Here is a 21,715-nt window from a genome sequence, read left to right as displayed (position 1 = left end):
CTTTCATATTTCACTCTACTTCCAATCCTCTTTTAAATGATAATTAATAATCGCATTATTAATAAACTGAGCATATTGTTCTCTAGGTACAGGGCGATTTAATTCATACATGCCATTCCCAGTTCCTCTCACAACATTATTAGATTGTAACGCACTAATTGCATCTTCTGCCCAGTGACCTTTTGGAATATCTTTAAATGTATGTTTTTGTTTCGTTTCAAAATTAAATGCTCGTTTTAAAATGACAGCCATTTCCGCTCTAGAGATTGGTGCTTTCGGCCTAAAATCCCCTTGGCCATCCCCTGTAAAAACACCACGTTTTGTTAACGCCAAAATTTCCTTTTTAAAAGTTGTTGTACTATCAGAAACATCTTTATATGGATTCGCTACTGGCCCTTCTTCTTTTATCTCAAGTGTTCTGTAAATAGTCCCAGCTACTTGTTCACGTGTTATAAGATCGCCAACACCATACTTCCCGTTTCCATACCCTAATATAATTTTATGATATGCTAAATCCATAATAGCGTCATATGCCCAAAATCCGTATGGAACATCTTCAAACACAATCATTTGTGGATACTCTTCCGCTTTTACAGGCGTCACATTCGTCCCTGCAAATATACCTCCTGCCATTGTCGCAATCATCATTACACCCAATATTTTTTTCTTCATTGTCCTCTCTCCCTATTTCATTCAAATAAAATGAATTTCATTGTTTCAGGAGTACTCTTTTTTGGTGAATGTAAGATAAAATGCAAATCTTCTAGAAGAAATATTTCTACTACCTTTCTGCTTTATGCCTCCTTCTTTCTTTTTCAAAAAGGAAGTTGTCACATCTAAGGTGTTATATACTAAAACATTCTACAATTTCTTTATAAACTCCTTTTCACTTTACAACTTCCCTTTATTGGCGCGTAAAGGAGATACCTAATGACGGTTACTATATTCATGATCTATATTTCAGAGGTAGCATTCCCCTTCACTGATAACTCGCCTTCTCTTCCCTTGCGAAAAGTTAGTGCCATCCCTACAAATATAAGGATAATCCCTATTACTTGCATCTAAATCCGGTCTAATAGTTTGGCAACAGCAGGATCTAAAAACACTAATACAGAAATAATTCTCGTCGATAAACCTCTTAAACTGTCAAAAAACAAGTAATATACAAATCTAGTATGTATAAGTCCTGTAGCTGTAATCATCGCCTTGAAAATGCCGGAAATCTACGAATAGTAGTAATAAAAAAAGCATCCTTTTTTATTAAAAGAGGATGCTTTTTTTATATTTATTAACACTCAAATATGCTACTACTTTTGAAGAGTAAATTGGGCAACTATTTGTTTTAATTTTCCTGCTGCGCTATGCATATGTTCAATTGAAACCGAAATCTCTTGAACAGATTTTTCTTGCTGTTGAATAGACTCTTTTACCCTATCAGTTCGATCAGATGATCTTTGGGAAATTTGAGCCATGTCTTCTGCAGAAGCCGAGATTTCCTCACTACTCGCTGCAATTTCATCTGTAGACATAGATACCGTTTGAATTTGCTCAGATACTTGCTGTACTTTTTCTGTAATTGTTCCAAATACTTTTTCTGTATGCATTACTACTTGTGTACCTGCCTGTACCTCATTATCTACTTTCCCCATCATATCTACTGTATGGTTCGTTGTTCCCATAACTTGAGTAATAAGATTCTCAATTTGTTTTGCAGAATCACTAGATTGTTCTGCTAATTTCCGCACTTCATCTGCCACAATTGCAAATCCTCTACCACTTTCTCCAGCACGCGCAGCCTCAATTGCGGCGTTTAATGCTAATAAGTTAATCTGAGAGGTAATGCCTTGCATAACATCAATGATTTTAACAATTTCTTCTGATTGTTCTTTCATAGTCTCTACTTGTTTAACACCACTATGTACCGAATTTTGGATTGTATCCATCTGTTGAATCATTTGTTTCATTAATTTGTTACCATTCTCTGCATCTAATGCTGATTGAGCAGACAATTCATTTACAGAGGATGATGTATTGACTATACTCTGCATTCCTTGTGTCAACTCTTCCATCGCACCCGCAGTTTGTTCCATTGCTTGCATTTGACTCTCTGCACCATTTGCAACTTCTTCAATATCCATAGTGATTTTCTTCGCTGCACTACTAGATACTTCTGATGCAGATGCTACTCCGTCTGCATGTTGGAATAAAAGCTGAATATTATTCTCTACTTCTTGCATATTTGTTCTTAGCCCTGCAATCATCTCGTTAAAATTACTTACTAATACACCTAATTCATCCTTAGCAGTATAATCACCATGTACGGTTAAATCTCCTTCTTTCGCACTTTCCATCATACGACTAACCGTTTGTAAAGGAGCAACTATAAGCTTGCTAATAATATAACTTACTATACATATAACGATTGTAGTAACTACTACAAGAATGATAAAGGTAATAACGGATCGATCAATCATTTTTTGAGAATCTTTAAACACTTGATCAGCTAAGTTTGAAACATACGATTCTAGATCCACTGCATAACCAGCCAACTCTATTCCCTTCGGTTTTAATTCCTTCTGAAATTCATTTACCATTTGTGGCTCGTTTGTTGCCTTCGCCTTTTCAAACAATTTTTTATATGTATCTTTATAACTTGGCAAAGATTTCTTCATCTTTTGAAACAATTCATCCTCTTGCTTACTTAAATTAACGCCATCATCATATTCTTTTAATAAAGAATCATATTTTTTAAGATCCTTTTCAATATTATCAATTATCCCCTCTTTATTTGCCACTTCATTTTGGGACGCCGTAATTAATTCTAGTAAGTTATATTCTAGTGAATTTTGTGTACGAAGCATTCCTTCTAATAAAATTGCAGAATATTGATAATCATCTACTACAACCTCTGTATCGTGCTTAATCTGATTAATGGAATTAATTGCTACACTGCTCATAATTACCATACCTAAAACTGCTAATGAAATAAGCGATAATAATTTATATTTCACTTTTAAATTTTGTAAAAAATACATTTTTTCACCTTTATTCCTTTATATATAGATTTTTAGAATTTTATAGCTTATTATTTACAAAATCACAATAAAAAGCAATGATAAATATTCCCAATATAAAACTTATATTCCTATAAAAAAAAGTAGCATAATAGCTACTCCTTTTTTCTTTGTTTCTCATATTGTTCAAACGTATGAATTCTTTCAAAAATTGGTGGGTGCGTGTATAAGAAAAACTTCACTAACGCAGGCGGATTTACTTGGCTTAAACTTGTTTTTGATAAATATTGAAAAGTTTTCACACCAGATTTCCCGTCCTTCGTCATATTTAAAGCATATTGATCTGCCGCTCTTTCTTCTATACGTGAAACGTAGTTTGTTGCTGGTTGTGCTGCAAAAGAAAGTACAGAAGAAATTAAGAAAAATAAAGGTAAAATGGAGAAACATGCTACTTTTGAAATTTGCAATGTATCTCCCCATTTGCGAATACACATATTTATAATACGACTAATTAAAAACATACCTATAAACGATAGCAATACATAACTGGCAACGCCAAAGTATATATGCTTCATAACATAATGTCCCATTTCATGGGCCATGATAAATAAAATCTCTCTATCTTTTAACTGCTTAAGCGTTGTATCCCACATTACAATACGGGCGTTAGGGCCAATTCCTGTTACGTAAGCATTTAATGCATTCGTTTTTTCTGACATATTTACTTCATATACGTGCTTAGCAGGAATGTCCGCTTTGTCTGCTATCGCTAAAATTTTCGTTTCTAATTCTTTATTTTTCAGCGTCGAGAAGTCGTTATAAAGCGGATCAATAACGACAGGCTGTATGAATGTTAAAAAGATTGTAAATGGAACAGAGAGCGCCCACCCTGCTAGCCACCATCTCTTCGGAAATTTACGGATAAGCCATAATAGAACGGTCACTACAATTAACATAGTCGCATAACTTTCCCAAAAACCGATAACATGATCTTTAATCCAGCTTTGTGTGCTTTGCGTTGAAATGCCGTAATCAACGGACACTTTCCGGCCAATCCATTGCATCGGTAAGGCAAGCACTGTTGTCAGTAATGATAAATAAAAGAAATAAATCGCAACTTGCAAGACACTTATTTTAGTCGTTTCCTTCGACCATTTCTCAAACTTTCTTGAAATACCTAGCACAAGTACAAACAATAAAATAATCCATTCAAGAGGCGTCGCTAAAAAGTATAGTAAATTTTTCACGCGCGAATAATCTTGGCTTAGCGTAAGCTCTCTCGCACTCATAAACGTTTCTGGATCTGCACTTGTTCCTTTATACATGTCCGGAATAAGTTCATGATTCCATCCAAATAAATACCAATATATAAGTAACGCAAATCCAACGTACAAAAAAAGCGACCAACCAATAACCTTCCTCACGCTATTCCCTCCTCTATGCTGCCTGTCTATTATTATTGTAAGTTCGTACACGCTAAATTAGAACAAGCTTATTATGTGAATTGCTCGAAATCCTTTTATTTACATAAAAAAACTCTTCTACATAAGAAGAGTTTTACCTATCTTTAAACACTTTCTTCGGTTCACAATCCGGAATAAGGATCGCACTTGCAAACCAAAACGTACCCTACTTGCTTTTTAGATAACATAAAAAGCCTCTTTAAGGAAGTACATCTATTAATAAACTAAAATCTTGTAAAGAGAAAGAACTATATTTCATAATACCTTGTACAGCTAAAAGTAAAACAAGACCGATCACACACATATAGTTAACGCTTTCTTCATTCTTTTTTTCAGTAACGACTCCACCACTTATACATAAAATCCCCAACAAATGGAGCGCTAAATACATGAAAAAATAAGCTTCCTCCCAGCGTAAAATAACATTCACTGTCGTTATTAACACTAGACTAAGTAAAATCAAATAAAAAAACTTATTTGATGATATCGTTTCATTCATATAATTTTATACATCCCTTTCAAATTTCGAATTAATGATGTTTTAAAGCTATAAAGTAAATGATTGTTTTTATACCATAAAACAAAAGGAAAGCCACCATTACTTTCTCGAATACTTTATGAATCCACATATACTTCTCTTCATTCTTTCTGAAGATGCGCTTCATCATTTCTTCTACAATTAGACCAAATATTAGTAAAACCCCGAACACAATAAGAAGAGAAATAATATTTTCTTTTAAATGAGTACTAGAAAATAAGTAATACTCTGGAAACACAATCGTATCTACTACAGGTTGAAGCCAATGACAAACGCTTTTATCACACATATCTGTAATAGACGTAGCATCTATAATCTCTTTTAATATTTTTTCAACCATCTTCTTCATCTCATTTACTCCCCACTATATCTGAAAAGCTCTTTTCCTGCTCTGCATATATAACTGGCACTTCTTTACTCCAATATTTACGATTAACAAATAAAAAGATAAGTACTAAGTTTAATCCTGTTATAAAAATAATAAGTCCAGGAAAGAATGTCGTATAATTTGAGAAATCGGCAAAACTCATAATTTTTTCTCTACTTATTAAAAAAGACGCACCCATTACAAATGCATTGTTTAACATATGTATTGCAATTGGCATGAGTAAACTTTTCGTACGAATATATACGATTGATAATACGATGCTGAATATGGCTGCACCGAGGAAATCAACATGTAACAACGCAAACAATATTGCTACCACGATGGTCGCTATGCTCGTTCCCCATTTTGTTGCAAAACGTTGAAGTAAAAATCCGCGAAAAACAAACTCCCCGATAATTGGTGCGATGAATACGATCCTAATGACTTGATATACATATCCGCCAGTACTATCTATAATCGGTTCATGCAATGCATTCATAATAAAGTCCGGTGTAATCCATGCAAAACTATACATATACAAAATAAGATACCCGTAACTAAACATGCACAACATAACCGTAATGTATAAAACTTGCACCAAGTTAAATGTTTCATTTTTATTAACAAACAATGAAAATGAAATGCGATGCTTTCTATACTCATAAAAAATCCATACCATCGGAAGGATATAGAATATAAAGATATTTATAAAAGAAGAATTTTGTATATGAAATATACTTGTTAGCAAATCGCCACTACTTCTCGCTATTAAAATTAATAGTGCAAATACAATTAAAAAATATCTAGCTCGCATCACTTGAAACGGATTCACACTCATCTCCTCCCCTATGTTACTTTTATCATATCATTTGATTCTTAATTTTTTGCGAAAGAAAACCTTAAAATTTCCTTAAAAATTCCATAAGTTACAAAATGATGATATGATATTCGAGAAAATTAGGAGGGATTTTTATGTACCAAGCAAATATTTTACTTGTTGATGATGAAACAGCAATTTTACAATTACTAACTACCATTCTTGAAAAAGAAGGTTTTTCTCATATTACAACTGCAACATCAGCTGAAATAGCTTTATCACTAACTAAGCAAAACAATTACGATTTAATTATTTTAGATGTAATGCTTCCTGGACAATCTGGTTTTGATATTTGTCCAATCATTCGCCAACAAACAGATTGTCCAATTTTCTTCCTATCAGCAAAAGCATCTGATTTAGACAAAATATCTGGATTTTCATACGGTGCGGATGATTATATTACGAAGCCCTTTAATCCATTAGAAGTAGTAGCACGTATGAAAGCACAGCTTCGGAGACATATGAAACAAGCAGTACCGCACGAACAAAAATCACACTCTATTTCATTTGAAAGATTTGAAATTGATCAACACTCTGCAGAACTGACAGTGGATGGGCACATTGTCGAATGTTCCGCTCAACTCTTTCAACTACTACTCTTCTTTTGCGAGAATCCGAACTACGTATTTTCGAAAGAGGAAATATACGAAAAAGTTTGGGGAGCACCTGCCTATAATGGCGATGACAACACTGTTATGGTCCACATTCGAAAACTACGTGAAAAAATTGAACACGATCCAAGTAAACCAGAATATATAAAAACTGTTCGCGGGCTTGGTTATAAGTTCGTTACAAAGTAGGGTGACGATATGAATTTTAATAAACGACTTATTATTCAATTTATCATGCAACACGTTTTTGTTTTAGTTACATTACTTATCGCTGTAGTTGCTGCTTTTACTTATTTAATTTTTCTTCTTACTAGTACTTTATACGAACCTAATATTCCAGATTCTGATAGTTTTACAATTTCAAGATACATCTCTTCAGAAGATGGGCATATTTCGTTACAATCTGAAGTGCAAGATTTAATAAAGGAGAAAAATGATTGGCTCCAAGTTGTAGATGAAAACGGAAAAATCCTCTACCACTTTAATACACCAAATGATGTTCCGAATGCTTATACGAAGACATCTTTAGTCGCATATATACAACATCATATCGAAAGTAATTATAAATTTACATATTGGGAAATTGAAGTAGAAGAAAAGAAAGTACTTGTTATTTATGGTGGTATGTTAAAAAGCAATGCGTTACTGACAGCAATTCAAAAGGAGCACTCCTCTTTAACTATGGATTCGTTCACATTAACAGATCAAGAAAAACAGTTACTGTCTAAAGAAAAAGCAGCACTTCAAATATTTAATCAAAATGGTGAAGAGGTTTTTGCCTATCCAACTGGAAAGAAAAAACCATTTTCAGCAATACAAATTGCCCTTAATGAAAAAGAACCGTGGAATCATAAAGAAAACACATCTAGCTTTTACGATACAAATAGTGGCAACCTACTCGTTGTAACTGCGAAAAATGAGCACTACTATCCAGATGACGAAATTGAAGATGTATTTACTAAGAAGTTTCTCATCGGATGCGGATTAATCCTTCTTATCGTATTTGTTTATTTAGTCATTCTTTCTATTTGGTATGGTAATAAATTCGGGAAACCGTTATTACATGCGATGCGCTGGCTTAAAAATATCGCTGGCGGAAAGTATGAAGAACCTATCAGTAAAAAAGGAAAACCTGTCAGGTTCCGGCGATCTGGTAAAGAAAAATGGTCATTCCGTTTGTTTAGAGATGTAACAAGTTCACTAGAACACCTTTCTATTACACTCAAAAAAAACGATGCGATGAGGCAAGTACTTCAGCAAACACGAGAAGAATGGATTACCGGTCTAACGCATGATTTAAAAACACCACTTAGCTCTATATATGGCTACGCATTATTACTCGAATCGAATCAATATAACTGGACTGATCGTGATATTCAGCAATTTGGTAGTGTTATGAAAGAGAAATCTCAATATATGACGACATTAATTGATGATTTAAGCTTAACGTATCAATTAAAAAATAACAGCCTTCCTGCCCAACACGTAAACGTTGAAATCAATCAGTTCGTCCAAAAAGTATTATTGCAATTTATTAATAATCCAACACTTCAAAATCAAAATATTGAATTCGTACCGAGCTCAAATAAAATTCAATATTTCATTGAAGAAAAATGGTTCCAGCGTATTATCGAAAACTTACTCGTAAATGCTGTAAAACATAATAACGAAACAACTACTGTCATCGTAAAATTATCACAAAACGCTAATTCTTTTACACTCTCCATTTCAGATGACGGAAAAGGAATGGATGAAAAAACGAAAGAACTTCTATTTGAACGATATTACCGCGGAACAAACACAGAAGAAAGCAACATCGGAACTGGACTTGGCCTAGCCATTACAAAACAGCTCGTTCATGCTCATAACGGGACAATTTCCGTTGATAGTGCACTCGGAAAAGGAACAACGATTATCCTTGTGTTTCCGTTTCGTTCGTAGGAAAGACGCTATGTGGCGTCTTTTTTTCTTTTCTAGAAGAATTTTGCGGTAATTGAAATTATGTGGATCGTTTTTTTGAGGTGTTTTAGCGGTATATGAAATTATATCAGCGATTTTTTGAATATATCAGCGCAACTCGAATTATATCAGCGATTTTCTAGATATATCGACTTACCGACAAAAACCGACAATACTAACCTACTTTCCTACTATACAAAGTAAAAGTAAAAATAAAACTATTAACAAATACATTTCTAAACTGTTATACTATAAATAGAAGTATAAACTAACTAAGTTTTGCATAAAATGAAGTAGACGAGGCGCTTCCAACACCCCGTCACTGCAACTAATTACCGCAAGGTGGAAGGTTGCAACTAAAGCTTATTTGCGCTTAGAAGACTTCCCACGCTTCGCAGGCAGACGGGTGGTCTTCTTTTTGCGCTTTTTTGCCGTTAATTTCGTAAATCCAAAAACTATACCTTCTCTAGCTATAGTTTTTGTAATTTCCAACAAAATTTGCAAAAGAAATTCCATAAGATTACACCTCCTTTCTTCACCAAATGAAGAAAGGGTATAACCTTCCACCCGCAATATTTAATTGCTATTTTATTTTACCATTTTCATATGTATTACAGATAAAACAATACAAATTTAACAATCCACTTATAAAGTTCAACTAATAATCAGTGGGGCTTTTACGGGCAGTTGATCCCCCCTAACTTCTTTGCTTTCGCTGAATTTTGAGGTGGGGATCTTACTGCCCGTTAATGCGGGGTAAAAAGAAACTGATCTTTCTATATCTTTCGTATGTATAGATACACATTCTAGTTTTTTGAACATTTTCCTATTTCCCCCTTCATGAAAAAGCGAACCATCTCCCAATGATTCGCTCTTACCCTATTATTTTTTCTTCACCGGTATCCAAAGCTCTACTTGGGCGAACTCACTCTTATCTTCGTGGCAACGCTCATCGTACAGTTCAAACTCTGTAACGCCGCAATGTTCATAGCCTGAATGCGGGAACCATTCTGAGAATACTGCATTCCAAGTTTGGTGAATAGACGATACCATTTCTTCATGAGGAACTTTCGGCGTTGTAAATACTGCATATGTTGCTGCCGGGAAAGTACGCTTCGCAATTTCATTTGGTACATTTTCAAAGTCTGTAACTTCCATTCCGATAATATAAGTGAAGTCCCCTGTTTCTAAATTAAAATCAGTACATAATCCAAGCTCTACCCATTGACTCGTATCTTTACGATTCGGAATCGTCGTTCCAAGATCTTTTTGTAAATATTCTTGCCAAAATACTGGAATGTCTTGATGGTTTTTCCCTTCTTTACTTGTCGTCTTCAGTTCATAACCCGCCACTAAAAATTCTGGTTTATTTACAATACGATATTCCATTTGTATGCCTCCTAAATACGGATTTAATTTTCTTTGCTTTACATTCACTCGGTAATACATCGGTGTTTCGATTTCTTGTTTTCGATATTCACTCGGTGTCATTTGAAATAATTTTTTAAAGGCTCTCGTGAACGTTTCGTGAGATTGAAAGCCATGTTCAAACGCGATATCAATAACTTTTTCATCCGTATGAGAAAGTTGATAAGCTGCCCGGGCTAACCTCCTCTTTCGAACATACTCCATTACTGTATCACCTACTAATGCCTGAAATACACGATGAAAATGCGACTCAGAAAAACCTGCAATGCGAGCTAAATTACGCAGCGTTTGTTTTTCCATTACATCTTCCTCAATATAATCAATTGACCTTTGAATTTGTGTTTCATAGCTTTCCATCTCTGTTCACCCGCCTTATATGTATTATGATAAAAGAGAACGCAATCCAATTCTTGACGTTTTTTACTATAATTCCATAAAAAATTGTAACTTTTTTATATGTATTTCGTTGTTATGTATGAAGGGAGGGAAATGTAGTGAAACGTAAACAATTATTAGAAGAAATTTACTCAGAGCATATGCAAGATTTATTTCGCTATCTTCTCTCCCTAACCGGAGATTCCCACTATGCGGAAGATCTCATGCAAGAAACATTTTACCGAATGCTCGTCCATATTGACTATTATAAAGGAGAAGAAATTAGGCCGTGGTTATTTACAATTGCCTACAATGCCTTTATCGATTGGTATCGTAAAGAAAAAAAATATAAAACAACTACAGTGGAAGAATTCCATTTACCAAACGTGCCGAGTACAGAACATGAATATTTCGTAAAATTTGAGATCGCTAGTTGGTTAGAAAGTTTATCTTCTCTTCCGCTCGAAAGACGAAATGTCCTACTACTACGAGATTACTACGTATTCTCGTATAAAGAAATAGCAGAAATGACCGGTCTCTCATTAGCGAAAGTGAAAATTGAATTACACAGGGGACGAAAAGAAATGAAAAGCATAAAGGAGTGATACGGATGGGGTGTACAGAATTTAAAAAACTATGGAAGAAGTATGAAAATGGAACGCTCACGCATGATGAACAAGAACTGTTAGAAAGTCATATTGAGTCATGTGAAGAGTGTGAAGCTTACTTAGATGAGCTGTTAACAAAAACAGAACCAATTAAGAAAAAGTTACCTCCAAAAGATCTTAAAGTTCCTTTTTGGAGGATTAAGTGGAAACATCGTTTACAAACGTTTGGTTTTATATTATCAATTTGCATCGTTATCTATATAATCGGCGGGGTATTATCAGCCTTTTATTTTCAAGCTAATAATGATAAAAGGCTAGAAGAAATTAGAGAGGTTCCTTCGCTTGCACTTGAAGCAACGATCCCAAATAGCCGTGTTATGGGGGGCGGAACAAGTGTAGAAGCTTTTTTCCGTACGAATAGCCAATTTGATTTAGTACGAACCGTCGGTAAAAAAGAAATGCCCCTCGGTACAATAGAAACAAAAAGCTTCTTATCATCTGTAGATGTTACGAAGCGAACTTGGATGAATCCGTTCTATCAACCAAAACTCTTCTTTGTTCACCCAAAAACAGAGCAGGGTGATTATTTAAAGGATTCATCAAAAAAAGTATGGGATACACTTGCAAAAGTACATGATGGAACCGTTGCAGAAGTAGCAATTTCTTTTGATAAAGCTTACACTTTAAAAGAATTAGAACCGCTTTTATATAGCATATTTGAAGCACAAGAACTCCCTCCAACTCCTGTATGGTACGCTTTAGATACAGGACAAGAAAGAAAAAATGTAGATGACTATATCCTACATGGCGGAGAAGCTATAGGATTTCCAGAACATGTAAGATTCCTCGATAATGAAACTGACGGGCAGAAAACGCAAGAAGACAAAGTAACCGAAATGATGCGCGTCCTTTCTATCCATAAAAAAACGGTAAGCAAAATAGCAGCGCTTTCTGAGAAAGAACTAAATTTAGATAAACGTTATCAATATGTAAAGGATAACGGTGTAAAAGTATACGGAATTGTTATTACTGGCCCATCGAAAGAGTTATTAAAATTACAAAACTCCCCGCACATACGTTATGCGACTCTTGGAGATATTGAGATTTGGAATTGGTTTGATAATTAATAAAAAAGTCGCTAAGAAATTAGTAACATCCTACTTTCTTAGCGACTCTTTCAACATAGTACAAACTGCATATACATTTTATATTTCACTAACCGAATCCGTAAATAAAGCATGGAATACGTTAACTTCTCCCATACGTAAACATTCCGTTTCAATATCAGATATTGCCGTTCTAGCAACCTCACGCTCTACTCTTACAAATCCTTTTGTATTCATTCGTTTTTCAAATTCACAAATGGTATCCATTTCTACATCGATTGTTTCAAAAGTCCATTCCCTTACATCTTCATCATATGTTGTTTTTAATACGTAGTAATAATAATATTTATCAAGTAAGCTAACAAAAACTCCTAAATCCAGACGCTCACCTCTTGATTTTCGTATCCAATCAATATCATCATTTAACATCGGTTCTCTTCCATTTAACAACACGTTATATTCTAAACAATTATATAGGTTTAAATCTGTACAATCTGATACATGGTAATCACAAAATGTTGACTCGATTAAAGACAAAACTTCCTTTTGAGAACTTTCGTTTTCTATAAATGTTTCTTTTAGCTCTACAAATCGTTTATGCTCTTTAGATTCTTCGTACAATTCTTCTTCTTTCATAATATTTTTTGGAAAGAATTTGTAAACTATTTCTTTTAATTCATTCATCATTTCAGACTTCGCCGTTTTAGCCATTTTGTAAATCCCCCTATAAAAAAAGAATTCTCACTGCAATAAAGAATCATACCCCAAATATGTTATTAATTAACAAATATATTATATTAAAATAAAAAATATGATTCAATTCTGTTTTTTAAAAATTTTTCTGTTATAATGTCTAATTCCGAACATTAAACGTATCATAATATAATAATCACAACAAAAAACGACAAAATTCTTTAAATTAACTTAAAAAATATAAAAATCTATATATAAAGAACGAAAGATTCTAAAGCGTCCATTAAAAATATTTATTATTTTTCATACATTAAAAATTAGTACTTTTTTCACAAATTATTATCAATGGAAAACTTTACAAAATTTATTTTTTACCATAAAAGGTATTTTTATGATAAAATGAAATAGTATCGTAAAAATGTAACACATTTCTATACGAACAACCCTTTAAAAGAAAAAGGTGTCATCATAATTGATGACACCTTTTTCTTTTAAAGCAATTTCACATACATCCCTCTCACCGCTTTTTCATAAGCAATATCTCTCATCTGTCTTATGTTTTCTGACACAACAGATGCTGGAATAACTTCCTCTTCACGAAGTAACGGCGGATCAATAAGACGCACTTTATTTTTCTGATGTAAATCATAATCGTTTCTATCTTCTTTTACTTTTACATTTGGATGAACTTTGCTTAATAAAGCTTCTACTTCGGGGTCATTACATTGCTGCAATTTCGAAATAAGCTCATCATCTTCAAGAAGAAAATCATCTGCATGAATAATCCTTTTATGAAGAGCTACCTTTAACGTTTTTGCTAACATATCATTTCCGTAAATATTCATTGGTTCCATCAAGAAATCGATTACTTCTTTGTAATACGTTTCTGTAAACCATTCAGCTATTTCGATACTTTGAAGAACCATTTTCCCCTCTACTTCGATGACATCCTCTAAAAAACTGTGAACTTCTTCTAAAGAAATATACCCATATGTATACATATCTCGTAACGTATAATCCACTCGATCTGCGCATAATTCGGGCGCTGACCTTTCCAGTAACGTCCACTTCGAATCATCTAATAAAATATCTTCATAGTTATAACCATGCCTCGCAAGGATCGCTGGAATTTCTGAGTTGTTCACAACAGAACTAAATATCTCTTCATGATAACTTTCATCTTCATTATCAAAAACGTAATCAATCACATGGGAAAAAGCAGTATGTGATACGTCATGTAGTAAACCAGCAATCTGTTCTTCTACTGAACCACCTAGTTTTTTCACTAATAACATAACACCCACTGAATGCTCAAAACGAGTTACATTCCATTTCTCGTTCATTAAGTAACTTGCGCCTGCTTGATGAATTCCCTTTAGTCTTTGCATAGGCTTACTTAAAAATAATTCTTCTAGCACTGCATCCACTTCAAATTTTCCGTATAGTACATCTGATATGATCACTTACAATCCCCCTTTTCAAGCAAAGTCTTTTTATATTATCTCTTTTTTGAAGAAGCGTAAATATACTATTCTGTAATTTGAATATAAATGTTTTGTTTTTATAAAAAAAGCAGGTTCTCTTATTCTTATCAAGTTCAATCATAAAAAAGAAAATATTTTCACACCCCCTCTTTTTTGTTTTAATAGATTTATACATACATATTTATTAAAGAAAAAAGAAACGAATAGATTCAATTAGAGACTGACTTACAATTATAATATGAAAGGTCGGATAACTATGGACAGTTATTTTCCAAAAGCGGGGAAGTTAATTGGCGGTATCATTATGCTTATTATTTTACTTTCATCTCTTTGGCTTATATGGATCGGAGAAACGAACATTCGTTACAGCGGGGATCATAAGGGCACAATCCCTTTTTGGTACAAGTGGATCCCTGTTATTGTCGGTATACTCCTTGTCCGTTTCCTACCATTTCATCATAAAAACTATAATCCCCTTCAACAATTTGAACCAAGGCGCATCATAATTCAAACTGCTATCTTATTCTTAAGTGGCTCCCTCTTCACGATTTGTCTTCTCACCACGAACTTTGAAGGAATGGCATTACAATTGTGGTTTATGATATTTAAAATTATTTTATTATTATTCACTCCATTAATGCTGCTTTTGTTTTATAAAAAAGAACGACCAAAGCAAGTAAAATCAACAGGGGATATTAGATGGTATCAGTTTACACCACTTATTGTCATTATAATCTGGGGTTACTTCAACTTCTTTTCTATATTCTCTACACCATTTGTTTCAATGAAAATGGAACCCACGATTTTAATCTCCATTTTACTTGTAGGGTTTCTTATAAATAGTGTACTTGAAGAGATTTTTTATAGAGTTTGGTTGCAAACACGTTTGGAATTATTACTAGGTACTTGGCCGGCTATTCTTCTTACATCATTGTTATGGGCAAGCTGGCATATCGCATTACATGGCTCTGGTCATTGGGATATTGATACAGCTACGGTCATTGTGAACCTTGGTATCGTAGGTCTATTCCTTGGATATTTGTGGGCGCGTTATCGTAAGGTATGGGTAATTATTATTGTTCATGGATTAATTAATGCACATCCACAACAACTAATTGAGATTATATTTAAGTAAAGAGCGCGATTGAGAAATAAAAAATAAAAGGGATTATACATGATTAATATGTATAATCCCTTTTATTTAACCTTATTCAAACGTAACTTCTACCTGCACAATCTCCGACCTACTACCAAGTCTAAGCGGTGGTCCCCAAAATCCAAATCCAGAAGAAACAATTGCGTGGAACGCGCCTTTTTGTGCGTATCCCCAGTCTAGCTCGTACATTCTTCTCGTTACAATATGATTGGGCGCCATTTGTCCGCGGTGCGTATGACCGGATAATAATAAATCTACACCAGCATCTGCTGCTTGTTTCAACTCAAATGGCTGGTGATCCATTGCGATAACAGGCATCGATTTATCCACTGTACTCATAAGTTTTTCAAAGCTTTGGCGATCTCGCTCTGTTTTATCTCTTCTTCCAACGAGATAGAAATCATCTTCAATGGTGATTACTTCATCTAAAAGAATACGAATATCAATCTTATCCATCTCTTGTAAAAACTCTGGAACCGCTCTGCCGTAGTATTCATGGTTCCCTAATACGCCATATACACCTAATGGTGCTTTCATTTGTTTCATGATTGGTCCCATATTCTTTTGAATGAACACACCTGGATGATCATCGATAATATCACCTGGCAGCAAAATAATATCAGGTTCCATCTCATTTACATGACGAACAAGTCTTTTTAAATGTGAAACGCCAGACAGTTTACCGAAATGCATATCAGAAGCCATCGCAATGCGTAAACTTTTACGCCCCTCTACCTTTTTCGGTATGTGCACTTCGTATTTTCTTACTACCGGACTATACGCATTAAATACTCCGTACGCAAAGATAAAGATAAATGCAGCTATCACAGCCGCCCCTGTCCAAATAATTGCTGCTTCTTTCTCTACTGAAAACTGTAAAAGAAAGACCATAATATCAGCTAATGGCAACAACATAAGTGCATATTGTATAACCGCAAACCAAATCGAACCTATCGTTCGCAGAAATGGCAGAAACTTAAACACTTGCACGAGAATGTACGCATATGAAATAAATGCGACTATGAAAGCATAATATCCCCAAGATTCCCAGCCAAATACCGCATGAAGCCAAACCCATCCGTTCCAGCCGATGTAAAACATAAGTAGTGTGTATATAATTAATATGGTAAATATATTGAGATAACGAAGATTCTTCACAGCCAGCCTCCTTATTGATTTCTTCTATTATAACTTGTTATGCACTTATAACGTAAATATTAAGCACTTCAATCTTCCCAATAAAAACATCGATAAACATATCGTCTTAAAATTTTTAGGAACGGCTGTAATCGGCATTTTAGAGTCTTACGTGTTGGATGAAATTCTATTATCTTTATCCTTCAAAACTCACCTATGCAATTATGCATATACATCTATTCCGTTTTATTTTTATGTTACGATATAAATGCAATACGACATATATCGACAAAGATAAAAGGAAGTGATTGTATGAAACGTTCTAAAACATACTTAAAATGTTTAGCATTATCCGCTGTTTTTGCTAGTAGCGCTGTAACTCTTTCAACACCTGCTGCTTATGCTCAAACAACATCACAAGTTGTAACAGATATCGGACAAAACGCAAAAACACATACGAGCTATAATACATTTAATAATGATCAAGCTGATAATATGACAATGTCTTTAAAGGTAACTTTTATCGATGATCCAAGCGCAGATAAACAGATTGCCGTTATTAATACGACTGGTAGTTTTCTAAAAGCAAATCCTACTATAAGTGATGCACCTATTGATAACTACCCAATCCCTGGTGCTAGTGCAACATTACGTTATCCTTCACAATATGATGTTGCATTTAACCTTCAAGATAACAGCGCTCGTTTCTTTAACGTAGCACCTACAAATGCTGTAGAAGAAACGACTGTAACATCTAGTGTATCTTATCAACTTGGTGGTTCTGTTAAAGCTTCTGTAACGCCTAATGGCCCTAGCGGTGAGGCTGGTGCAACTGGTCAAGTCACTTGGTCTGACTCTGTAAGCTATAAACAAACTAGTTATAAAACAAATTTAATTGACCAAACAAACAAAAACGTAAAGTGGAACGTATTCTTTAACGGATATAACAATCAAAACTGGGGTATTTACACACGTGATTCTTATCATTCTTTATATGGAAACCAACTGTTCATGTACTCTCGCACATACCTATATGAATCTGATGCAAAAGGTAATTTAATACCGATGGATCAACTTCCAGCATTAGCAAATAGCGGGTTCTCTCCTGGTATGATTGCTGTTGTTATCTCTGAAAAAAATACAGATCAATCTAACTTACAAGTCGCTTATACAAAACACGCCGACGACTACCAACTTCGTCCAGGCTTCACATTCGGAACTGCAAACTGGGTTGGAAACAACGTAAAAGACGTTGATCAAAAAACATTTAATAAATCGTTCACACTAGATTGGAAGAATAAAAAATTGGTAGAGAAAAAATAAGTAAAAAAAACGAAGGGACTATTTAGACTCTTCGTTTTTTACTTATTCATAATAAGATCCCGCGAGTAATACCGTCGCTATGAAATTCCATGATATATTTTTAGGCATCTCTTCATCTTTATTTTGAAAAGCACCATCACAATCATTTAGCCATGCTTCCATTGATTTTAAATAATCTTCTAATGTTATATTCTCCCACTCATCTTTATTTTCTTTGAAATCTTTTTGAAAATAAAACAGGAATTCTACTAGTTTTTCTTTTGAATCTACACCATTAGCCAACTCATAAATATCCATATTATTACTCCTTTCAAATACAAGTAAAATCCGCGATCTCTTCAACACAAAAACATTCTTTTTTATAAAATGCTATATTTCTCTTCCAACCAATCTTCTATAACATATTGTCCTGCTATCCCTGAAGGATTTTTAATTTTCTTACCTTCTTCTTCACTAACCATTTCAAAATCGATTAAAGGACCATCTGCTCTCCCTCGGCTCACAAAATAAGTCCCCTGATCCTTATTCTCAAACACAAAATCTGGAAGATTATACTCCCCCGGATCAAACAATTCCATTGGTAATCCACCAATAATTTTCCAATCACCATCTAACCAACCAGACCAGGCAGTATACGCCGTAAATAATACTTCTTTTTGATTCTTGTAATAGTTTTTAAACTCGCTTATCCGTATTTTTTCATCTGTAAATAAAGAAAAATATTCTACATATGTTTCCCCATCATATGGCCTCGTAACATTTTGTCCTTTCACTAACATTCCGTACCCATACTTATTAATATTTTTAAGATTTATCGCAAAAACTATCCCTGGCTTAAATGATTTTTTGCGACGTTTCTTTAATTTAAACTTACAATCTACTATTTCTTGTTCCTCTAAAGAAAAACTATCACTCTGCATTTCTAATGCATTTTTCAACATAATCTCTAACTCATTTATATGTGGTAATCTGCGAGGACCTTCATTATATATCTTTTCAATCTCTTGAAAAGCATCCATTAAAATATCAATGCTTTCATCACTTATAATCAATTTATCCCCTTCTATTTCCTCTTTATAAAAAGACATATTTTCTCTCCTTTACTCTCTTATACATATCCCTTGAAGACTCTCTTTTTCTTTCTATCACACTAAACCACGCACCACTTCTTCTAATAATAAATTCAACCATTCATCCAATTTGTTTCAAAACACTCTAATACATTCAGCCTTCTTTCCATAGTACTATTTCAAGATCATACTCATTCTTTAGAAAAGTAAAGCCACTTCTCATAGATGCATCTACTACAATAAGGCTAGAATAAATTAATCCTCTTTGAGCATCATCATATCCAATGAAATGTAATACTTCTTTTGTATATAACATGAAATCTTCTAATTCTAATTGCACACCAAAGTCCCAATTTTCATGTGCATACCATAGAATAATCTTCTTAGACAATAAACTAGTTAATTCACGTTCAAATTCTTTTATTTCATTGATAACTTGTTCAGCATTTAATTTACTCATAACTTTGATAGGATTCGGTGTTTCATCAATTAAAAAGTTTACTAATGAAGCAATTTTCTTCCCACTAATAATCTCAAATTCTTTTATAGACGGACATAACATTAAAAACTTTTCTCTAGTAGCCTTTTCCTCGACCTTTTCTCTTAACATTGCAATTCTCTTTAAACGTTCGTTCACGATTATCACCTCATATATTAAGTAACACACTTTCATTCTCGTAATTTCATTCCTAAATTGTTACGGCAGAAAATCTTCAAGACTCATTTCCGTTAAATTTAAAAGTATTCAAAAAGGAAGTAAGCTGACTTTTAATAGTAGGTATACATTCGTAGCATTCATATATATAACAACTTAGCGAGCTATCTCCTTCAAGCTCTTTAAATCTAACTGAAATTTTGAAAGATGCATCAATATCCAAGTGACAAGTTAAAGATAACTCATTTGATTCTGATTTAAAATGTACTGTTCCAGATCCAACTGTATATGTTTTTTGAAGGTCTTTGTAAAAGTGATATATAGCATTATTGTCAAAATAAAATGATGTCGTTTTCACTTTAAAACCAGTACAACCTAGTTCGCATTCTCCTTTGAAATAAGCTCCACCAAAATAACTATCTCCTTCACTTGAAAAGTCAGTTATAGCAACTTTGATAAAATTATCATCCTTCCATCCTACATGAAAACATTCCATTATTTATACCTCCCTATACTCCAATGAATCAATAATAATCTACTTTCTGCCACTCTTGGAAACCTTCTTTTTACTTATACTTTTACAATCGATACAAGCTGCTTCCCATCACTGAATGTTGCGTTTAAAACGTTAATGCATTGGATCATAATCTATAAAGAAAGAAGAACCTACGTCAGCTCTTCTTTTTAGACATCCATTTTTCACGAATTCTCTTTTATATAATTTTTAGCTACTTCATTATTTGGGTCATTTTTTAATATTTCTTTTGCCCAATTCATAGCTGCTTTTTCTTCAAAAATATCATCTGGAACATTAGCAAAAAACAATAAAAACTCCCTATATTGCATATCATTAGGCTCCAATTCGATACACTTCTTTGCATGATAAAAAGCAGCTACATATGCCCCCTCTAAATGACAGAGTGGATGACATAAAATATCTGATGCTAGTGCATGTAATCTAACATCATTGCGACTCTCTAAATAACTAGTCAAGAAAGTGTATACAATAATATTCGGTTCATTAAAAGACCATTCTATTAAAAAATCCTCCAATTCCTCAATACTTATTTTATTTGCATGGGCTATCGCATTTCCAATGTCCCCTCGATAAATTGCATCTCTTAACAAATCATGCATGATTTCACCCACCCATTCGATATATATCTTCACATGTGTAGCCGTTATCTGTTATCTCTTTTACTTTCATCAAAAGCAGCCCACTCCTCAAACCGTTGATAGACGATGTGGATCACAGAAAGTTTCTGTATCAATCTCTTTTTCCAGCCAAAGGTCAAAGAGCGCACTAATATCTCCCTGTTCCAACATATACTCTTTCTCTTCTTGATGAATAGGCAATAACCAAAATAAATCAAGCTCTTTTTCTTCAAAAAACTCCATTAGCTCTGGAGACTCTCCTGCCTCAATAACTGCCGGGCTTACTAAAAGCACATTCATTGAAAAATCAGATTTAGCATCCGCATTAGAAATTGTATCCCCATAATCAAACGAGGTTTCATCTATAAATGGATAATGTGCTAATCCAGCAAGCAAATCAATTATTTCATCATTTTGATTTGTATTTAACCAAATTAATTCTCCTTTAGCACCATTAGTCATATATTCAGCTGACATCCCTAATGTTACATATGTCCATACTGGCCTATCTTCATTTTTCGGGAATTCTAAAACGTATAGCATTCCTTTTTTTAGAGCGGTATTATCTAATTCTACTCTTTTAGCTCCTCTTTCACCCCAGGTATATTCAAGAATCTGACTAGGCTCTCCAAAATGTTCATAGTATTTTTTCTGAATGTCACTTAATTTATTTTTTCGAAAAAAATTCATTTATGC

General features: G+C 33.8%; 24 protein-coding genes and 3 pseudogenes. 7 read left to right on the top strand and 20 right to left on the bottom strand.

Annotated features, from left to right (window positions below; translation table 11 throughout):
• Window positions 1-15: 15 nt before the first annotated feature.
• The 8 genes and pseudogenes from AC241_RS05725 to AC241_RS05700 form a co-directional block, all read right to left on the bottom strand.
• Window positions 16-672 carry an S-layer homology domain-containing protein gene (locus AC241_RS05725; protein WP_016082513.1) on the bottom strand — a complete coding sequence of 219 codons (657 nt, stop codon included), beginning with the start codon at window positions 670-672 and terminating at the stop codon, window positions 16-18.
• A 281-nt stretch (window positions 673-953) separates the two neighbouring features.
• Window positions 954-1,248, bottom strand: a pseudogene (locus AC241_RS35120) (EamA family transporter); the annotation flags it as partial.
• Between the two features lie 59 nt (window positions 1,249-1,307).
• Window positions 1,308-2,099 (bottom strand): methyl-accepting chemotaxis protein, encoded by a 792-nt coding sequence (locus AC241_RS36005; protein WP_413541764.1) that lies wholly within the window; start codon window positions 2,097-2,099, stop codon window positions 1,308-1,310.
• A 156-nt stretch (window positions 2,100-2,255) separates the two neighbouring features.
• Window positions 2,256-3,035 (bottom strand): annotated as a pseudogene (locus tag AC241_RS36000) (MCP four helix bundle domain-containing protein); the annotation flags it as partial.
• A gap of 134 nt (window positions 3,036-3,169) precedes the next feature.
• The gene (locus AC241_RS05715) at window positions 3,170-4,438 is read right to left on the bottom strand and encodes a M48 family metallopeptidase (protein ID WP_050842837.1); all 1,269 of its coding nucleotides are present in this window, start codon (window positions 4,436-4,438) and stop codon (window positions 3,170-3,172) included.
• 238 nt (window positions 4,439-4,676) lie between these two features.
• Window positions 4,677-4,976, bottom strand: coding sequence for a DUF2101 family protein (locus AC241_RS05710; RefSeq protein ID WP_001006050.1), 300 nt, complete (start codon window positions 4,974-4,976; stop codon window positions 4,677-4,679).
• Between the two features lie 31 nt (window positions 4,977-5,007).
• Window positions 5,008-5,364 (bottom strand): hypothetical protein, encoded by a 357-nt coding sequence (locus AC241_RS05705; RefSeq protein ID WP_043936612.1) that lies wholly within the window; start codon window positions 5,362-5,364, stop codon window positions 5,008-5,010.
• Window position 5,365: 1 nt separating this feature from the next.
• Entirely contained in the window at window positions 5,366-6,214 is an 849-nt protein-coding gene (locus AC241_RS05700) for a CPBP family intramembrane glutamic endopeptidase (RefSeq protein ID WP_029442110.1), read from the bottom strand.
• A gap of 140 nt (window positions 6,215-6,354) precedes the next feature.
• On the opposite strand from AC241_RS05700, the gene AC241_RS05695 reads away from it, so the two are divergent.
• The gene (locus AC241_RS05695; RefSeq protein WP_043936610.1) at window positions 6,355-7,059 is read left to right on the top strand and encodes a response regulator transcription factor; all 705 of its coding nucleotides are present in this window, start codon (window positions 6,355-6,357) and stop codon (window positions 7,057-7,059) included.
• A gap of 9 nt (window positions 7,060-7,068) precedes the next feature.
• A complete protein-coding gene (locus AC241_RS05690) occupies window positions 7,069-8,811 on the top strand; it encodes a sensor histidine kinase (RefSeq protein WP_050842834.1) in 1,743 nt (580 codons plus the stop codon).
• Window positions 8,812-9,192: 381 nt separating this feature from the next.
• On the opposite strand, the gene AC241_RS34665 is transcribed toward AC241_RS05690, so the two are convergent.
• The 3 genes and pseudogenes from AC241_RS34665 to AC241_RS05680 all read right to left on the bottom strand — a co-directional run bounded on the left by AC241_RS34665 (window position 9,193) and on the right by AC241_RS05680 (window position 10,614).
• Window positions 9,193-9,345, bottom strand: coding sequence for a hypothetical protein (locus tag AC241_RS34665; RefSeq protein ID WP_050842832.1), 153 nt, complete (start codon window positions 9,343-9,345; stop codon window positions 9,193-9,195).
• 240 nt (window positions 9,346-9,585) lie between these two features.
• A pseudogene (locus AC241_RS35115) lies at window positions 9,586-9,693 on the bottom strand (VOC family protein); the annotation flags it as partial.
• An 18-nt stretch (window positions 9,694-9,711) separates the two neighbouring features.
• On the bottom strand, window positions 9,712-10,614 hold the full coding sequence (locus AC241_RS05680; RefSeq protein ID WP_000446842.1) for an AraC family transcriptional regulator: 903 nt from the start codon (window positions 10,612-10,614) through the stop codon (window positions 9,712-9,714).
• 137 nt (window positions 10,615-10,751) lie between these two features.
• Between AC241_RS05680 and AC241_RS05675 the strand changes: the two genes are divergently transcribed.
• Together AC241_RS05675 and AC241_RS05670 are read left to right on the top strand one after the other, a co-directional pair.
• The gene (locus AC241_RS05675) at window positions 10,752-11,237 is read left to right on the top strand and encodes an RNA polymerase sigma factor (protein ID WP_050842830.1); all 486 of its coding nucleotides are present in this window, start codon (window positions 10,752-10,754) and stop codon (window positions 11,235-11,237) included.
• Between the two features lie 5 nt (window positions 11,238-11,242).
• Window positions 11,243-12,367, top strand: a complete 1,125-nt coding sequence (locus AC241_RS05670; RefSeq protein WP_029442105.1) for an anti-sigma factor — start codon at window positions 11,243-11,245, stop codon at window positions 12,365-12,367.
• Between the two features lie 78 nt (window positions 12,368-12,445).
• On the opposite strand, the gene AC241_RS05665 is transcribed toward AC241_RS05670, so the two are convergent.
• Window positions 12,446-13,057, bottom strand: coding sequence for a hypothetical protein (locus AC241_RS05665; RefSeq protein WP_016082525.1), 612 nt, complete (start codon window positions 13,055-13,057; stop codon window positions 12,446-12,448).
• 473 nt (window positions 13,058-13,530) lie between these two features.
• Window positions 13,531-14,502, bottom strand: coding sequence for an HD domain-containing protein (locus tag AC241_RS05660; protein WP_050842829.1), 972 nt, complete (start codon window positions 14,500-14,502; stop codon window positions 13,531-13,533).
• Window positions 14,503-14,779: 277 nt separating this feature from the next.
• Here AC241_RS05660 and AC241_RS05655 point away from each other — a divergent pair, with 277 nt between their 5' ends.
• Window positions 14,780-15,658 (top strand): CPBP family intramembrane glutamic endopeptidase, encoded by an 879-nt coding sequence (locus AC241_RS05655; RefSeq protein ID WP_029442103.1) that lies wholly within the window; start codon window positions 14,780-14,782, stop codon window positions 15,656-15,658.
• A gap of 72 nt (window positions 15,659-15,730) precedes the next feature.
• Here AC241_RS05655 and AC241_RS05650 read toward each other — a convergent pair whose 3' ends face one another.
• Window positions 15,731-16,837 carry a metallophosphoesterase gene (locus tag AC241_RS05650; RefSeq protein WP_050842827.1) on the bottom strand — a complete coding sequence of 369 codons (1,107 nt, stop codon included), beginning with the start codon at window positions 16,835-16,837 and terminating at the stop codon, window positions 15,731-15,733.
• Between the two features lie 34 nt (window positions 16,838-16,871).
• Between AC241_RS05650 and AC241_RS35855 the strand changes: the two genes are divergently transcribed.
• Together AC241_RS35855 and cytK2 are read left to right on the top strand one after the other, a co-directional pair.
• A complete protein-coding gene (locus AC241_RS35855; RefSeq protein ID WP_050842825.1) occupies window positions 16,872-17,084 on the top strand; it encodes a hypothetical protein in 213 nt (70 codons plus the stop codon).
• Window positions 17,085-17,128: 44 nt separating this feature from the next.
• Window positions 17,129-18,139 carry a beta-channel forming cytolysin CytK2 gene (gene cytK2, locus AC241_RS05640; protein ID WP_016082529.1) on the top strand — a complete coding sequence of 337 codons (1,011 nt, stop codon included), beginning with the start codon at window positions 17,129-17,131 and terminating at the stop codon, window positions 18,137-18,139.
• A 42-nt stretch (window positions 18,140-18,181) separates the two neighbouring features.
• Here cytK2 and AC241_RS05635 read toward each other — a convergent pair whose 3' ends face one another.
• The 6 genes from AC241_RS05635 to AC241_RS05610 all read right to left on the bottom strand — a co-directional run bounded on the left by AC241_RS05635 (window position 18,182) and on the right by AC241_RS05610 (window position 21,709).
• Window positions 18,182-18,436, bottom strand: coding sequence for a DUF7660 family protein (locus AC241_RS05635; RefSeq protein ID WP_016082532.1), 255 nt, complete (start codon window positions 18,434-18,436; stop codon window positions 18,182-18,184).
• Window positions 18,437-18,498: 62 nt separating this feature from the next.
• The gene (locus tag AC241_RS05630) at window positions 18,499-19,227 is read right to left on the bottom strand and encodes an Imm26 family immunity protein (protein ID WP_050842823.1); all 729 of its coding nucleotides are present in this window, start codon (window positions 19,225-19,227) and stop codon (window positions 18,499-18,501) included.
• Between the two features lie 136 nt (window positions 19,228-19,363).
• Complete coding sequence (locus AC241_RS05625; protein ID WP_029442098.1) at window positions 19,364-19,846, bottom strand: YxiF family protein; 483 nt, start codon at window positions 19,844-19,846, stop codon at window positions 19,364-19,366.
• Window positions 19,847-19,922: 76 nt separating this feature from the next.
• A complete protein-coding gene (locus tag AC241_RS05620; RefSeq protein ID WP_016082535.1) occupies window positions 19,923-20,360 on the bottom strand; it encodes a hypothetical protein in 438 nt (145 codons plus the stop codon).
• Window positions 20,361-20,563: 203 nt separating this feature from the next.
• Window positions 20,564-21,001: a hypothetical protein gene (locus AC241_RS05615; protein WP_016082536.1), complete on the bottom strand. Its 438-nt coding sequence runs from the start codon at window positions 20,999-21,001 to the stop codon at window positions 20,564-20,566.
• An 87-nt stretch (window positions 21,002-21,088) separates the two neighbouring features.
• Window positions 21,089-21,709: a suppressor of fused domain protein gene (locus tag AC241_RS05610; RefSeq protein WP_050842820.1), complete on the bottom strand. Its 621-nt coding sequence runs from the start codon at window positions 21,707-21,709 to the stop codon at window positions 21,089-21,091.
• Window positions 21,710-21,715: the final 6 nt, after the last annotated feature.

This window comes from Bacillus thuringiensis, assembly GCF_001182785.1.
Lineage (GTDB): Bacteria > Bacillota > Bacilli > Bacillales > Bacillaceae_G > Bacillus_A > Bacillus_A thuringiensis_S.
This window is presented reverse-complemented; position numbering and strand designations above follow the sequence as displayed.